General features: G+C 70.0%; 14 protein-coding genes and 1 pseudogene. 7 read left to right on the plus strand and 8 right to left on the minus strand.

The window, feature by feature from the left end:
* Positions 1 to 12 precede the first annotated feature (12 nt).
* The 6 genes from FOZ76_RS24810 (at position 13) to FOZ76_RS24835 (ending at position 5,166) form a co-directional block, all read left to right on the plus strand.
* On the plus strand, positions 13 to 585 hold the full coding sequence (locus tag FOZ76_RS24810) for a YqgE/AlgH family protein (protein ID WP_143950974.1): 573 nt from the start codon (positions 13 to 15) through the stop codon (positions 583 to 585).
* Complete coding sequence (ruvX, locus tag FOZ76_RS24815) at positions 578 to 970, plus strand: Holliday junction resolvase RuvX (protein WP_143950975.1); 393 nt, start codon at positions 578 to 580, stop codon at positions 968 to 970. The genes FOZ76_RS24810 and ruvX overlap by 8 nt, the downstream gene beginning before the upstream one ends.
* Positions 971 to 1,001: 31 nt before the next feature.
* Positions 1,002 to 1,520 (plus strand): bifunctional pyr operon transcriptional regulator/uracil phosphoribosyltransferase PyrR, encoded by a 519-nt coding sequence (pyrR, locus tag FOZ76_RS24820; RefSeq protein WP_143950976.1) that lies wholly within the window; start codon positions 1,002 to 1,004, stop codon positions 1,518 to 1,520.
* Positions 1,513 to 2,469, plus strand: coding sequence for an aspartate carbamoyltransferase catalytic subunit (locus tag FOZ76_RS24825; RefSeq protein ID WP_143950977.1), 957 nt, complete (start codon positions 1,513 to 1,515; stop codon positions 2,467 to 2,469). Before pyrR ends, FOZ76_RS24825 begins: the two co-directional genes overlap by 8 nt.
* Before the next feature lie 81 nt (positions 2,470 to 2,550).
* Positions 2,551 to 3,852, plus strand: coding sequence for a dihydroorotase (locus tag FOZ76_RS24830; RefSeq protein WP_143950978.1), 1,302 nt, complete (start codon positions 2,551 to 2,553; stop codon positions 3,850 to 3,852).
* A gap of 399 nt (positions 3,853 to 4,251) precedes the next feature.
* Complete coding sequence (locus FOZ76_RS24835) at positions 4,252 to 5,166, plus strand: RpnC/YadD family protein (RefSeq protein ID WP_143950979.1); 915 nt, start codon at positions 4,252 to 4,254, stop codon at positions 5,164 to 5,166.
* Between the two features lie 79 nt (positions 5,167 to 5,245).
* Here FOZ76_RS24835 and FOZ76_RS24840 read toward each other — a convergent pair whose 3' ends face one another.
* From FOZ76_RS24840 to FOZ76_RS28230, 6 genes and pseudogenes are all read right to left on the minus strand, one after another.
* Positions 5,246 to 5,647: a hypothetical protein gene (locus FOZ76_RS24840; protein ID WP_143950980.1), complete on the minus strand. Its 402-nt coding sequence runs from the start codon at positions 5,645 to 5,647 to the stop codon at positions 5,246 to 5,248.
* 5 nt (positions 5,648 to 5,652) lie between these two features.
* Positions 5,653 to 6,633 carry a GDP-mannose 4,6-dehydratase gene (locus FOZ76_RS24845; protein WP_143950981.1) on the minus strand — a complete coding sequence of 327 codons (981 nt, stop codon included), beginning with the start codon at positions 6,631 to 6,633 and terminating at the stop codon, positions 5,653 to 5,655.
* The gene (locus tag FOZ76_RS24850) at positions 6,630 to 7,568 is read right to left on the minus strand and encodes a GDP-mannose 4,6-dehydratase (protein WP_143950982.1); all 939 of its coding nucleotides are present in this window, start codon (positions 7,566 to 7,568) and stop codon (positions 6,630 to 6,632) included. The genes FOZ76_RS24845 and FOZ76_RS24850 overlap by 4 nt, the downstream gene beginning before the upstream one ends.
* Before the next feature lie 82 nt (positions 7,569 to 7,650).
* Complete coding sequence (locus FOZ76_RS24855; RefSeq protein WP_143950983.1) at positions 7,651 to 9,834, minus strand: glycoside hydrolase family 31 protein; 2,184 nt, start codon at positions 9,832 to 9,834, stop codon at positions 7,651 to 7,653.
* Between the two features lie 92 nt (positions 9,835 to 9,926).
* Entirely contained in the window at positions 9,927 to 11,828 is a 1,902-nt protein-coding gene (gene mnmC / locus FOZ76_RS24860; protein ID WP_281283044.1) for a bifunctional tRNA (5-methylaminomethyl-2-thiouridine)(34)-methyltransferase MnmC2/FAD-dependent 5-carboxymethylaminomethyl-2-thiouridine(34) oxidoreductase MnmC1, read from the minus strand.
* A 72-nt stretch (positions 11,829 to 11,900) separates the two neighbouring features.
* A pseudogene (locus FOZ76_RS28230) lies at positions 11,901 to 12,335 on the minus strand (ABC transporter substrate-binding protein); the annotation flags it as partial.
* 90 nt (positions 12,336 to 12,425) lie between these two features.
* On the opposite strand from FOZ76_RS28230, the gene FOZ76_RS28235 reads away from it, so the two are divergent.
* Positions 12,426 to 12,551, plus strand: a complete 126-nt coding sequence (locus FOZ76_RS28235) for a hypothetical protein (RefSeq protein WP_281283036.1) — start codon at positions 12,426 to 12,428, stop codon at positions 12,549 to 12,551.
* 12 nt (positions 12,552 to 12,563) lie between these two features.
* Here FOZ76_RS28235 and mgtE read toward each other — a convergent pair whose 3' ends face one another.
* Together mgtE and FOZ76_RS24870 are read right to left on the minus strand one after the other, a co-directional pair.
* Positions 12,564 to 14,027 carry a magnesium transporter gene (gene mgtE / locus FOZ76_RS24865; RefSeq protein ID WP_246129758.1) on the minus strand — a complete coding sequence of 488 codons (1,464 nt, stop codon included), beginning with the start codon at positions 14,025 to 14,027 and terminating at the stop codon, positions 12,564 to 12,566.
* 115 nt (positions 14,028 to 14,142) lie between these two features.
* Positions 14,143 to 15,045: a LysR family transcriptional regulator gene (locus tag FOZ76_RS24870; RefSeq protein ID WP_143950986.1), complete on the minus strand. Its 903-nt coding sequence runs from the start codon at positions 15,043 to 15,045 to the stop codon at positions 14,143 to 14,145.
* Positions 15,046 to 15,132 lie beyond the last annotated feature (87 nt).

The raw sequence follows: 15,132 nt of genomic DNA on the forward strand, positions 1-15,132 counted from the left end.
ACGGAGAGCGCCATGCCTGATACGCCAGAGCAGCAACTCGATCTCTCGAACCAGTTTCTCATCGCCATGCCGGCCATGGGCGACTCGAACTTCGCCGGCGCGGTGATCTATGTGTGCGAGCACACGCCGCGCGGTGCGCTGGGCCTGGTCATCAACCGGCCCACCGATCTCACCCTGGGCTCGCTGTTCGAGCGCATCGACCTGCAGCTCGAGATCGCGCCGATCAAGGACGCGCCGGTGTATTTCGGCGGCCCGGTCCAGACCGACCGCGGTTTCGTGCTGCACATGCCCACCGGCGAGTACACCTCCAGCATGCAGGTGGGCGGCCTCACCCTCACCACCTCGCGCGACGTGCTGCAGGCGGTCGCCGCCGGCGACGGGCCGGAGCGCCTGCTGGTCACGCTCGGCTATGCGGGCTGGACCGCCGGCCAGCTCGAGGCCGAAATGAGCGCCAACGCCTGGCTCACCGTCTCGGCCGACGCCCACATCATCTTCGACGTGCCGCCCGCCGAGCGCTACCCGGCCGCCCTCGCCCTGCTGGGCATCGACCCCATCATGCTGGCTGGCGATGTCGGCCATGCCTGAGCACGCCCTGCTCGGGTTCGACTTCGGCACGCGGCGCATCGGCGTGGCGCTGGGCAATACGCTCACCCGTACCGCCCGGCCGCTGGAGGCCATCGCCAGCGAGCCGGTCGCCGCGCGCTTCGCCCGCATCGCGGCCCTGCTCGACGAATGGCAGCCCGGCGCCGCCGTGGTCGGGCTGGCGCTCGACGCCGAAGGCGGCGAGCAGGCCGCCACCGGGCGCTGCCGCCGTTTCGCCGACCAGTTGCGCGGGCGCTTCCGGCTGCAGGTCCACCTGCAGGACGAGCGCCACTCCTCGCTGGAGGCGCAGCGCGTGCTGGGCCGCGGCGGCGAGGACGACGCCATGGCGGCGGCGATTATTTTGCAACGTTATCTGGATGCGCTATGAGCATGGAAAAGGCCCCCGCGCGGAGGCTGAAATGACCACCCTACCCGACGCCGAAGCGTTGTACACCGAGCTGCGCCGCCAGGTGCAGGCGGCCGTCGCCGCCCTGCCCGCCGGCAGCGTCCACCTGGTCGGCATCTATTCCGGCGGCGCCTGGCTCGCCGAGCGCCTGCACGCCGAGCTCGGCCTGCCCGAGCGCCCCGGCTTTCTGAACATCAGCTTCTATCGCGACGACTTCGACCGCATCGGGCTGCACCACCAGGTCCAGCCCACGGAGATCCCGTTCTCGGTCGACGGCGCCCACGTCATCCTCGTCGACGACGTGCTCTACACCGGCCGCACGATCCGCGGCGCCATGAACGAATTGTTCGACTATGGCCGCCCCGCCTCGATCCAGCTCGCCGTGCTGATCGACCGGGGCGGACGCCAACTGCCCGTGGCCGCTGCGCTGTGCGCGGCCCGCCTCGACGTGCAGGCCGGCACCAGCATCAACCTCACGCGCGCCGACGACGGCCGCTACGCGCTCGCCCTGGAGAACGCCGACCATGCGTAACCCGCAGTTGAACCGCAACGGCGAACTGACCCATCTGCTCACTCTGGACGGGCTGCCGCGCGACATCGTCACGCACATTCTCGACACCGCCGAAACCTTCGCGCCGCTGGCCGAGCGCGAAGTCAAGAAGGTGCCGCTGCTGCGCGGCAAGAGCGTGTTCAACCTGTTCTTCGAGAACTCCACGCGCACGCGCACCACCTTCGAGATCGCGGCCAAGCGGCTCTCGGCCGACGTCTACAACCTGAACATCAACGCCTCGTCCACGAGCAAGGGCGAGTCGCTGCTCGACACCATCAGCAACCTGTCGGCGATGCAGGCGGACCTGTTCGTCGTGCGCCATTCGGCGAGCGGTGCGCCGCACCTGATCGCGCAGCACGTGGCGCCCCACGTGCACGTGGTGAACGCGGGCGACGGCTGGCATGCCCACCCGACCCAGGGCCTGCTCGACATGTTCACCATCCGGCACTACAAGCACGACTTCACCAAGCTCACGGTGGCCATCGTGGGCGACGTCCAGCACTCGCGCGTGGCGCGCTCGGACATCCACGCGCTCACCACGCTCGGGGTGCCGGAGGTGCGCGTGATCGGCCCCATGACCCTGCTGCCCGGCGGGCTCGAGCAGATGGGCGTGCGCGTGTTCCACGACATGCGCGAAGGCCTGCGCGACGTCGACGTGGTCATCATGCTGCGCCTGCAGAACGAGCGCATGCGCGGCGCCCTGCTGCCGTCGCCGCAGGAGTACTACAAGCAGTACGGCCTGACCGCCGAGAAGCTCGCGCTCGCCAAGCCCGACGCCATCGTCATGCACCCGGGCCCGATGAACCGCGGCGTGGAGATCGAATCGTCGGTGGCCGACGGCCCGCAGGCGGTGATCCTGAACCAGGTCACGTTCGGCATCGCGGTGCGCATGGCGGTGATGAGCATCGTCGCCGGCTCGACCAACGACTGACCACGGCAGGCGGCGCCGGCCTGGCCGGCGCCGCACGTTAGGAACGTTCAGCCCGGGCGGCACGCCCGGCAAGGACTCGACATGAAGTTGCATATACAAGGCGCCCGCGTCATCGATCCCGCCAGCGGCACCGACGCCGTGCGCGACATCTACGTCGCCGGCGGGCGCATCGTCGCCCTGGGTGAGAACCCCGGCGATTTCGCGGCGGACCGCGTGATCGACGCGCGCGGGCTGGCCGTGCTGCCCGGCCTGGTGGATCTGGCCGCGCGCCTGCGCGAGCCGGGCTACGAATATCGCGCCACCCTGGAATCGGAAATGCAGGCCGCGCTGGCCGGCGGCGTCACCAGCATCGTGCAGCCGCCCGACACCGACCCGACGCTGGACGAGCCCGGCCTGATCGAGATGCTCAAGCATCGCGCGCGCCTGCTCAACCGCGCCCGCCTCTACCCCCTGGGCGCCATGACCATCGGCCTGAAGGGCGAGAAGCTCACCGAGATGGCCGAGCTGACCGAAGCCGGCTGCGTCGCCTTCTCCCAGGCCGAGGAACCGGTCATCGACACCACCGTGCTGCACCGGGCCATGCAGTACGCCGCCACCTTCGGCTACGCGCTGTGGCTGCGCCCACAGGATCCATGGCTGGGCCGCGGCGGCGTGGCGGCGAGCGGCTCCTACGCCAGCCGCCTGGGCCTCTCCGGGGTGCCCGAGCAGTCCGAGACCATCGCGCTGCACACCATCTTCGAGCTGCAGCGCATCACGCGCGCGCGCATCCACCTGTGCCGCGTCTCCAGCGCCGCCGGCCTCGAACTCGTGCGCAAGGCGCGCGCCGAGGGCCTGCCCGTCAGTTGCGATATCGGCGCCCATCACGTGCACCTGACCGACCTGGACATCGGCCACTTCGATTCGCACTTTCGCCTGGTGCCGCCACTGCGCGGCCAGCGCGACCGCGACGCCATCCGCGCCGCTCTCGCCGACGGTACGATCGACGCGATCTGCTCGGACCACACCCCGGTCGACGACGACAACAAGCTGCTGCCCTTCAGCGAGGCCGAGCCCGGCGCCACCGGGCTGGAGCTGCTGCTCTCGCTCACCGTGAAGTGGGCCAACGAAACCGGCATCCCGCTGGTCCAGGCGCTTGCGCGCGTCACCAGCGAACCGGCCCGCGTGCTCGGCGACAAAGTGCTCGCGTCCACCGGCCGCATCGCCGTCGGCGGCAGCGCCGACCTCTGCCTGGTCGATCTCGACACCCTGTGGACCGTGCAGGCCTCGGCCCTCAATAGCCAGGGCAAGCACACGCCCTTCCTCGGCCTGGAAGTGCCCGCGCGCGTGCGCGCGACGCTGGTGGAAGGGCGCCTGGTGTACGAAGGTGGGTCACTGAAGATGTGAGCGTGGCTCCTTGCCGCCCGCTGCTGCACGGGCGGGGGCGTGCACGGTTATCCCCGCATTCTGTGCGCATCCCTGGGGACAAGCTGGGGGGCACTGGCGATATCGCTGTCGAATCAAGGACTTGGTCGTCGCGCTCATGGCATGGTCAGCGCCGATGAAGCGAAGCGGCCCGGACTGCGTCGGCAACGCCACAGTCGGCGATGCACAGCGGCATTGCCGCGCTACGCTGGCAACCCCACTCGCCGTCCCGGGGCGCCCGCCTGTGCCTATATCCACCCGTGCCATGCCCTTGCCGCCACAGCCTGGATCTTCCGCCCCGACAACACACTGCGGCAGACCATGACGGCGCCTGGAAAGACGCCCTGCACGCCTATCTCGGGCCCTGCCTCGCGCTATTGCGTGCCGCAACTCCACGGCCTGATCGACTGGTCGGTCCCGCCCCGGTTCCTCGACAAGGAGCTGCAACGCCTGGCCGGCGCTCGCCGCAAGGGGCGCAGGCACGTCGACAAACTGGCCGAACTCGTACTTGCGGGCCAGTCGCCGATCTGGATTCTGCTGCACGTCGAAGTGCAAGGCGCACACGACACGGACTTCGCCCGACGCATGTTCGTCTACTACTATCGATTGCGCGAGCGCCACCCGGAACAGCCGATCGCGCAGATCGCCATACTCACCCGCTCGACAGGGCGTTCAGCGCTGCTGCTGCACCGCGAGTGCGCGCTGGGGCCGACGCACGGCGAACTGCGCCTCACGTTTCCGGTGATACATTTGCAGCATTGGCGACGCCGTCGCGCCCGGCTGCGCGTCTGCGCCCGCACCAATCCCTTCGCCGTCGCGATATTGGCGGAACTTGAGGCCGCTGCGCGCACCGCCCCCGGGCAACGCCTGCGCAGCAAGCGCGACCTGGTCCGCCTGCTGTACGAACAAGGCCATGGCGCGGCCGACGTCCGGCGCCTCTTCGCCTTCATCGACGGCGTTCTCACCCTGCCGCCGGACGACGAAGAACGCTTCGCCCGGGCTGTCATCCGGATCGAGGAGAAACACAACGTGACCTACATCACCAGCATCGAACGCGTCGGCTTTCGCAAGGGGCTGGCCAAGGGACTCGAACAAGGGCTCGAACAAGGACGCGACCGCGGCGAGTGCGACGCCCTGCGCGGCGTGTTGGCCCTGCAACTGACGCAACGGTTCGGCGCTCTGCCGTCGCATGCCCGCGAACGTCTCGATGAGGCCGATGCCGCTACGCTGCGCACCTGGACTGCTCGGGTGTTCGCCTCGGACACGCTGGCCGAGGCACTTCGGATCGACCGTTAGCCCTGGCTGCCTTCCCGGCGGGTCAGCGACGACAAGGCGGTACGGCGCCCGGCCCCGGCGCCGCGCAGGCGGCGCCCTCCTACTGCCCAGCGCCCAGGAACAGCAGCACCCACACCGCAATCATCGCAGCAATGCCGATGAACACGCCGCCCCAGAAGCCGGCGATGGGCCAGCGCACGCCCAGGGGCAGGATGCGCGCGTCCACGTGCGAGAGCATGCGATTGGCGTTGCCGATCAGGCCGCTGCCCTTGTTGTTCGGAAACACCAGGTGCAGGAAGTAGTCCAGATAGATGGCAAGCTTCAGCGAGAACGGCTGGTGCTGGAAGGCCCGCACCTTGAGCAACGGATGCTGGAACTCGTCGTTGATCCGTCGCCAACTGATGAAGAACAGGAACACGCCGGCGATCAGGGTGACGAAAAGGCACGCCAGCAGCAGCGAGACGGCAAAACCGAAGACGTAGTTGAGATAGACCGATGCCATCGTGCTCAGCCCCGCGCGCCGGTGGACACGCGCGCAAGATCGGCTTCCACCATCATGCCGACGAGCTGCTCCAGCGAGGTCTCGGCCTCCCAGCCCAGTATCTGCTTCGCCTTGTCCGGGTTGCCGAGCAGGATATCGACTTCGGCCGGACGGTACAGCGTGGGGTCGACCTTGACATAGTCCTCGTGATCGAGCCCGACATGCCCGAAGGCGAGTTCGCAGAAGCGACGCACGCTGACCGTGCGCCCGGTGGCGACGACGTAGTCGTCGCCCTGCGGCTGCTGCAGCATGGCCCACATCGCCTTGACGTAGTCGCCGGCAAACCCCCAGTCGCGCTGCGCGTCGAGGTTGCCCAGGCGCAGTTCCTTCTGCAGGCCGAGCTTGATGCGCGCGACGCCATCGGTGACCTTGCGCGTGACGAACTCCAGGCCGCGCAGCGGCGACTCGTGGTTGAAGAGGATGCCGCTGGAGGTGTGCAGGCCGAAGCTCTCGCGGTAGTTGACGGTCATCCAATGGGCATACAGCTTGGCCGCGCCATAGGGGCTGCGCGGATAGAACGGCGTCTTCTCGTCCTGGCGCTCGGCCTGGATCAGGCCGAACATCTCGCTCGTGGACGCCTGGTAGAAGCGCGCCTCGGGCGCCGCGATGCGCACCGCCTCGAGCACGTTGACCGCGCCGATGCCGGTGGCCTGGCCGGTGAGGACGGGCTGGTCCCAGGAGCTGCCGACGAAACTCTGCGCGCCCAGGTTGTACACCTCGTCCGGCCGGCTGGTCTGCACGGCGCGCAGCACCGAGGACAGGTCCGTGAGATCGCCCGCGAGCAACTGCACGTCGTCGGCCGCGCCCACTTCGCGCAGGCGCCAGTACGTATCCGTGGAACGGCGCGGCTGAAAGCCGTACACCGTGTATCCCTTGTCCAGCAGCAGCCGGGCGAGATAGGCGCCATCCTGGCCGGTGATGCCGGTGACCAATGCTGTCTTGCTCATGGATTCAATTCCTTGTGTCGCCACCATGCCAGGAGGGTGGCGAGTGTCTCGTCGAAGTCGTGTGCCGGTTGCCAGCCCGTGTCCTTGCGCAGGCGCAGGCTGCTGCCGACCATGCGTAGCTGTTCGTTGGGGCGCAGCCGCGCCGGGTCGGTGACCTGTTCGGCGCTCACGCCGGCCAGCCGCAGCAGCGCGGCCAGCACGTCGGCCAGACGCTGCTCGATGCCGGAACACACGTTATAGATCGCGCCGGGCTGGCCATCGTGGATCAGGCGCAGATAGGCGTCGAGCACGTCGCGCACGTCGCTGAAATCGCGCGTGACCTGCAGATTGCCCGTGACCAGACGCGGCGCTTCCAGGCCCAGCGCGATGCGCGCCACGCTGCGCGCAAAGCCCGAGACGGCGAAGCGCGCATCCTGCCCCGGGCCGGTATGGTTGAAGGGGCGCGCGAGGACCACGTCCGTGCCTTCGGTGAAGTGCCATTGCCGGCACAGCATCTCGGCGGCCGCCTTGCTGACGGCGTACGGGTTGCGCGGCTCGGGCAGCCGGGTTTCGTCGACCGGCATGGCCTCGGGCTCGACGGCGCCATAGACGTCGGCGCTGCTCACGTAGAGCAGACGTGCGCCCGGCGCTTCCTGCCGCAGCGCCTGGAGCAGGTGCAGCGTGCCCTCGACGTTGACGGCGAAGGTGCCGGCCGGGTCGGCGAAAGCGGCCGGCACGAAGCTCTGCGCGGCCAGATGCAGCACGGCGTCGGGCCGGGCGTCGCGCACCAGCCGGCGCACCGCGCCGGCGTCGCACAGATCGAAGTCGCTGCCGGGCGTGAGCAGCACCGCCCGATCCTGCCAGCGCGAACGCGGCAACCAGTCGAGCAATGCCTGCCCCACGAAGCCGCGATGGCCGGTGACGAGCAGGCGGCGCGGCGGCGGGTGGAGGTTCATGTCGGCTCCTCGCGAGAGTGGCGGCGCTCGCGGCGCGCCGGGCCAGGATCTGTTGACACGATGGCCATCGTGTCGTCAGACCCTAGCGCGCCCGCGAGATGCGCACCTCCGCGCCGCGACGCTTGACCTCGAGCCCCTCGGAAGGAACGATCTTCAGGCCTTCCAGGCCCTTGATGTAGCTCGAACCCTGCATCTGCATGACGCGGATCTTGTTGCGCATCACGGTCGGGCTGACCTGCGGCATGCCGAACAGCCAGACTTCCTCGAGCAGACGGGCCGAATTGAACTCGCCGGTGTGGCGCCCGCCCGTGCCCAGGCAGAGGATGTGCCCGTCGCGGCCGAACACCGGCACGTGGCCGTCCGGGCAAGGGAAGGTCCAGGCCGTGCCGCCCTCGTAGCGCCAGCCGGTGGCCAGATCCCACCAGGCCTCGCCGGCGGGGAAATACACGGTGACCTCGTCGCCGGATTCGAGCAGGGGCGCCACCAGCAGGGCCGGGCCGAGCAGGTATTGCGACTCGTAGGCCTGCGCCTCGGGATCGTCGGGGAAGGACAAGGCCATGCTGCGCTGCACCGGCAGGCCGTTGCGCGCGGCGTCCTCGATGGCACCCAGCACATAGGGAATGAGGCGGTAGCGCCATTCCAGCCAGGTGCGCACGCGCGCCTGCGTGGCCTCGTCGAAGGCGCTCGGCAACAGGGCGGGCAGCCCCTGGAAGCGGAAATGCGCGCTGAACACGCCGACCATCAGCCAGCGCACGTAGAGCTCGGGCGTCATGGCGTCCAGCGGCATGTCCTGGCTGCCGATCTCGTGCGACTGCACGGGCACGCCGCTCGCGCCGGTGGTGAGCGCGGCGCGCAGCGATTCGGCCAGCCCTTCCCAGGTATTCGGCACGGTGGGGCCGGCCACGAAGGGCAGGCGCTGCGCCGCGGGGAAGGTGTCGCGATGCCAGACCACGCCCTCGGGCGGGACCTTGTTCCAGGCCGCGGCGTCGAACAGGTTGCGCGCCGCGAGCATGGGATAGAGTTCGCGCAGGCGCGCCCCGCTCGCCCCGTTGCGCGCCTGGACGTCGTCGCGGATGTCGAGCTGCGCATTGCAGGCGATGGCGTCGATACCGTCGTCGAACAACTGGCGGTTGCGCTCGCACCAGAAGTTGTAGACGTCCTTGTGGGTGAGATCGAGCAGGCCGAACGGCTGGTTGCGCGTGGCCGGCACACCCTCGAACACGTGCGCCAGCCCCTCGTCGTTGGTGAGCAGCCAGCCGCGGTCTTCCAGTTCCTCGAAGGCTTCGCTCGCCTGCAGCACGCCGGGAAAGCCCGGCGCACAGATTTTCAGGTCGGCGGCCTTGCATTGGGCCAGCCAGGCGCGGGCATCCGGCAGACGGCTGGCGTCCCATTCGAAGGCCTGCTTGCCCTTGATGTCCCAGGCGGCGGGGCCGTCCATGCACAGCGTCTCGATCGGAAAACCCGACTGCTTGAGCTGCGTCGCGCTGGCGGCGAGATCCTCGACCGAGCTCTGCGGCGCCTGGCGCAGCCAGGGACCGAGACTCCAGAGCGGCGGCTGGCCGGCGCGGCCGGTGAGCTGGCTGTACTGGCTCAGGATCTCGCCCGGCTCGCCGACGTAGAAAAAGACGTCGAGCCGGCGCTCGGCCACCTCGATGAAGTAGCCGGCTTCCTCGGGCTCGCTGTCGATGCGGTGCTGCACACGCCCCAGCGCATTGACGTGCAGGCCCCAGCCGCGCTGGCTCCAGGCCAGCGGCAGTGCGTGGGCGTCGGGATCGTCGGAGACGATGTGCTCGCCGCGGCGATCCAGCGCGAGCTGGCTCTCGCCCAGGCCGAAGATGCCGTCGTCGTCATGCAGCGGGATCTCGAGCATCCAGCCAGGCTCGTCCACGCCGGTGCCGATGCCCGCGCGGCCTTCGTCGCCGATGCAAAAGAGCAGGCGGTCCTGGCGATGCATGGCAAAGCGCGGCGGATCGGCATACACGCTGAGCACGTCCTCGCCCTGCCGGATGCGCCAGCCGCCCGCCATGGGCTCGAGCGTGGCTTCGCCCACAGGCTCTTCGCGCGCAAGAAGCGCGGCGAGATCGAGCGCGCGGTCGGTGCCGGCTTCGCCCGTGGAGAGCCGAAAGAGCCCGGGGGCGTGGGCCTCGATGACCAAGGCTCCCCCCCCTTCGATGGCAAACTCGAACGTCGTGGACGTCGAGGCGACGAAGGTAAGCGCATCAAGGCTCTGATAGCGGGATCGCTGGTGGGTCGTCGAGTCGCGCATTGCCGCCATTTGCTTGCAAAACCGCTATTTTGACGGATTTGCGCACCGAAATAAACTCGTGTCCCCTGGAAGGCGCCGATCCACTCCGGGATTCAGGCCCCCGCGGCCCGCCCCGGGCCGATCGCGGCCTGCAAATCCGCCTCGATCGGCGCGGGCGTGCCCGACAGGTGCGACGCGATCAGCGCGCCCGCCAACGCACAATGCGAGAGCCCGCGCGAAGCATAGGCCGTGGCGACGAAGACGCCGGCTGCCCCCGGCAATGCGCCGATCGCCGGCAGGCGCCCGGGCAGCACGGCCCGCCAGCCCGCCCAGCCTCGCCAGTCGGCATGCGCCGGCCACGCCGCCTGCGGCAGCAGCGCGCGCAGATGCTCCAGATTGCGGGCATGGCCTTCAGCGCTCGCCGGCGCAGGCATGCCGGGTTGCGTCGCGTGGTCGTACGTGCTGCCGGCGACGCCGCGCCCGTCCAGGGCCGGCAATACGTAGCCGTCGCCCGCCACCACGCAGCGCGGCAGGCCCGCCACGAGGTCCTCGGGCAGGTAGGTGATCTGGCCGGCCACCGCCTGCAGCGCGTCGCCCAGCGGCCAGGCGATATCGCTCGCGCGCGCCAGATCCGCCGTGCCGCCTGCGCAGGCGAGCACGAGCACCTCGCCGCCCGCGCAGGCGCGGCCGGCCTCGTCGTACGCTGTCCAGCCGGCATCGCCCGCCGCCAGCCGGGCCACCCGGGCGCGCACGCGGCGCACGCCGGGCGCCTCCAGCAGCCAGCGCTGCAGCCGGCCCGGCCGCACCAGCAGCCCGGCCGGCAGCCAGGCGCCGCCGCGCCCCACCGGCTGCCCGGCCAGCTCGGCGGCGTCGGCGGCATCGATCAGGCGCAGCCAATCGGCCGGAAAGCCGAGCGCGGACAGCCCCTCGCGCCAGCGTGCGTAAGCCTCGTCGGAACGCAACTGGCGTCGGGGCGCCACCTGCACCGTGCCCAGCCGCCACGCCACGGCCGTCTCGCCCGCGTCGGCGAGCGTGGGAGCGATCACCGGGCGCCAGGTGCCGTGCGCGAGGCCGGCACCGGCACGCGCCAGCCGGGCGCGCACGCTGTCGCCGGGATCGATGGTGGGCGTCAGCGCCGCGGCGGCATGGCCGGCGTGCGCCGCGTCATCGGGCGCCACGACATCCACCGCCCAGCCGCGCGCGGCCAGGGCGTGCGCGACGCCCGCGCCGGCAACGCCGGCGCCCACGACCAGGGCGCGACCGGGCGTGCGGCGCTGCGCCAGAACGCGCCGCCCGCATGCGCCGCCCACCGGATGCTCGGCGACAGTCATGTCGCGCTTGCCGGCGAAGCCGGGCCGCTTGCGCACCGCGAAGCCGACCGCCGCCAGCGCGCGGCGCACCTGGCCGGCGCTGGCCCAGGTCGCCGCCGTCGCGCCCGGCGCCGCATGCTCGGCGAGCGCGGCGATCAGCGCATCGCTCCACATCTCCGGGTTGCGGGCGGGCGCAAAGCCATCGAGGAAATACGCGTCGGCGGCCAGGCTCAGCCGCGGCACGATCGCAGCCGCCTTGCCGAAAGCCAGCGTCAGACGCATCCGGCCCTGCTCGAAGCTCAGGCTGTGCAGTCCCGGCAGCAACGGCGGCCAGGCGGCCAGCAGCGCGTCGGCCTGGACGCGCAGTTCGCCCGGCACGAGATCACGCAGCCAGCTCGCCAGTTCGTCGCGTGTGAAGGGATGGGCCTCCACCGACACCACGTGCAGCCGCTCGCTGCGCGCAGGGTCGGCACGCCATGCGCGCCACAGCGCAAGAAAATTCAGGCCCAGGCCGAAGCCGGTCTCCAGCACCGTGAAATCGGCGCGGCCGCGCCAGCGTTCCGGCAGGCCGTTGCCGGCGATGAACACATGCTCGGCCTGGGCGAACGCGCCGGCTGCGGCGTGGTAGACATCGCCATAGACGGGGCTGAAAGGGACGGCGGAATCGGCGGCAATGGCGTGCGCCGGGACGAGCGGTTCGAACATGGCGCACACGATAGCGCATCGCCTGGCCTCGCGCGGCCGGGCGCACAGCGCATCCGGCCGCGCCGCGTGGTCAACGCGCGGCGGGCGCCTTCCACTCGGGCTTGGGAAAGACCAGCTCGGCGGCGCCGTCGCGATCCGTGCCGAGACCTGGGCGCGATCGAGCGTGCCGGCCTGCTCGATCGCCTGCTGCAGCACCTGCAGCCCGGCATAGGTGACCAGGCTCGCCCAGCGGTCGGGCTCCTGGCCCACCACCTCGCGGTGGCGCGCGATGTAGTCCTGCACTGCCGCGCTGTCGGCGGTCACGCCGCCCAGGCTCAGCACGCCGTCGGCGTTGTCGGCGAAGCGCTGCTTGAAGAGCGCGAAGGCGGTGCCGACGCCGGTGTACATCAGCTTGGGATTGAAGGACTGCAGGCGCGCCTGCTCGGTGACGGCGATGGTGTCGGGCGGATAGCTGAAGGTGATGAAGACATCCGGAGCGGCCTTGCGGACTTCGTTGACCACCGGCGCGAATCCTGCGTGCCGATGGGATACGAGCGGTCATAGACCAGCTCGAAGCCCGCCTCGCCCAGCGCCTTGCGACCGGCGTTGGACAGCTCCATGCCGAAACCGTCGGCGATCGAGGCCATGGCCACGCTGTTGCCGATCCTGCCTTCGCCGCGCAGTTGGACCAGCAGCTCGACCAGCGCGTCGGCATACGAGGCGCCGGTGCCGAGCAGCCAGTAGCTGCCCGCACGCTCACAGCAGGAAAATCGTGGCAAGCCCGAGAAAAATGAAGAAGCCGAGCGAGTCGGTGGCAAAGGTGAGCAGCACCGACGAGCCGATGGCAGGATCGCGGTCGAAGCGATCGCGCAGCAGGGGCACGGCCATGCCCATCACCGCGCCCACGAACATGTTGCAAATCATCGCCGACATCATCACCACGCCGAGCGAGAGCGAGCCGGAGATCATGTAGGCGAAACCCGCGGCGATGAGCGCGCCGACGAAGCCGGTCAGCAGGGTCACGGACAGCTCGCGCCGGATCAGCCGCTTGACGTTGTTCGGGTTGATGCGGTTGGTCGCGAGCGCGCGGATCACCATGGTCATGGTCTGGTTGCCCGAGTTGCCGCCGATGCCGGCGACGATGGACATCAGGAAGGCCAGGATCACGATGTGGCTGACCGTGTCCTCGAAGCGCGAGGCCACGAAGGACGCGATGCCCGCCGTGCACAGATTGACCAGCAGCCACGGCGCCCGGTTGCGCACCGACTGGCGCACCGGCGCGAACAGATCCTCTTCCTGCAGACCGGCCTTGGAGAGCGCCTGCTCTTCGGAGGCCTCGCGGATCACGTCCAGCACTTCGTTGACCGTGACCCGGCCGATCAGGCGGCCCTGGGTGTCGATCACCGGGGCGGACACCAGGTCGTAGCGTTCGAACGCACGCGCCGCATCGTCGGCTTCGTCGTGCGGATGCAGGGTCAGCATGTCGCTGTCCATCACCTCGGCCACGCGGGTCGTCGGATCGCTCACCAGCAGGCGGGTCAGGCGCAGCGCGCCCTGCAGCCGCTCGTTGCGGTCGACGACGAAGATCTGGTCGGTGTGATCGGGCAGCTCCGGCAGGCGGCGCAGATAGCGCAGCACGACCTCCAGCGTGACGTCATGGCGCACGCGCACCATGTCGAAATCCATGATCGCGCCGACCGACCCCTCGGGGTGGCTCATGGCGGCCGACAGGCGCGCGCGCTCCTGTTCGGTCAGGCCCTGCTGGACCTCCTCGACCACGTCGGTCGGCAGGTCCGGCGCGAGGTCGGCGAGTTCGTCGGCGTCCAGCGTCTCGGCCGCGGCGAGCAGGTCGTCGCGGTCCATGACGTCGATGAGCGAACCGCGCACGCGGTCGCCGACCTCGAGCAGCACCTGGCCGTCGTTCTCGGCCTTGACCAGGTTCCAGACGTGCTGGCGCTCCTCGCGCGGCAGGGCCTCCAGGATGAAGGCGATGTCGGCCGGGTGCAGCCCCTGCAGCAGGTTCTGCAACTGAGCGTCCTGCGTGCGCTGCAGCACGCTCTCGACCAGGCTGCCGCGCTCCTCGCCCTCTTCCTGCTTGTGCACCAGCTCGCGGATCACCTGCTGGCGATGCAGCAGCCGCTGCACTTCCTCGAGGGCGATCTCGGCGTCTTCCGAATCCAGGCGGCGGCCCGGGACCGGCTTGAGCGGCAGCCGGCTCACCGCTCGGTCTCCCAGGCGGCGGCACGAGTCGGCGCGGCGGCAGGCACCCGCAGAACGGGGCATTCGGTACGGTGGCTTTGCGTTGCGGACATCACGGGACTCTCTCGCGCCAGACTCAAGGTTCGGATTGTATTCGGCTATGTGTCGAGCAGATGTCCCAGAACGCGCGCGCGGGCGCGCCCAGGGCATCCCCGTGGGGAATCAGGGCCGCGATGTTGCGTGCAAGCGGCACCGGGCTCAGGCGCAACGCCACCAGCGCGCTCTCGCCGCGCGGCACCGCCATCGCCGAGACGAAGCCCACGCCCAGGCCCGCGCGCACCGCCTCGCGCACGCCTTCCACGCCGGCCAGCTCCAGGCCGACCTGCATGGCCAGCCCGGCCGCGGCGAACGCCGCGGCGACCTGCTGACGCACCCCGGAGCCGGCCTCGCGCATGACCAGGGGATGCGGCGCCAGCTCGGCCAGCGTCACCTGGGTACGCCGGCGTCCGGCCAGCGGGTGGTCGTCGCGCACCAGGGCCACGATTTCGTCGCTGACCCAGGGCCGCACTACGGTATCGACGGGCAACTGCGTGGGCACCGCCCCCTCGATGAAGGCGAAATCGAAGCGCTGCAGATCGCCGACGATGAGGCTGGTGTTGCCGCTGGCCAGAGTCAGCGTCACGCCGGGATGGCGCACGCGGAACTCGGCCACGATGTAGGGCAGCAGGTAGCTCGCCGGCGTGGTGCTGGCGCCGATGGCGAGCGAGCCGCCGCGCAGGCCGGCGATGGCTGCGCGCAGGGTGTGCGCGCGCTCGTAGGTCTGGCGCAACTGGCGGGCGATGCCGGCGAGCTGCTCCCCGGCCGGGGTGAGGCGGATGCCGCGCCCCTCGCGCCGGTACAGCGGCTGGCCGAAGGCCGACTGCAACAGGCGCAACTGGCCCGACACCGCAGGCTGGGTCAGATGCAGCACCTCGGCCGCACGGCCGATGGCGCCGGTTTCGGCGACGACGGCGAAGGTCAGGAGCTGATCCGGAGTCATGTCCGATCCATAAGTTTGTACGATGTTTTACATCGAAATATACGATTATAAATATATAACTTGAAGGAATAAGATGCGTGTGCCAGC

The sequence above is a fragment of the Verticiella sediminum genome (assembly GCF_007558815.1).
Lineage (GTDB): Bacteria > Pseudomonadota > Gammaproteobacteria > Burkholderiales > Burkholderiaceae_B > Verticiella > Verticiella sediminum.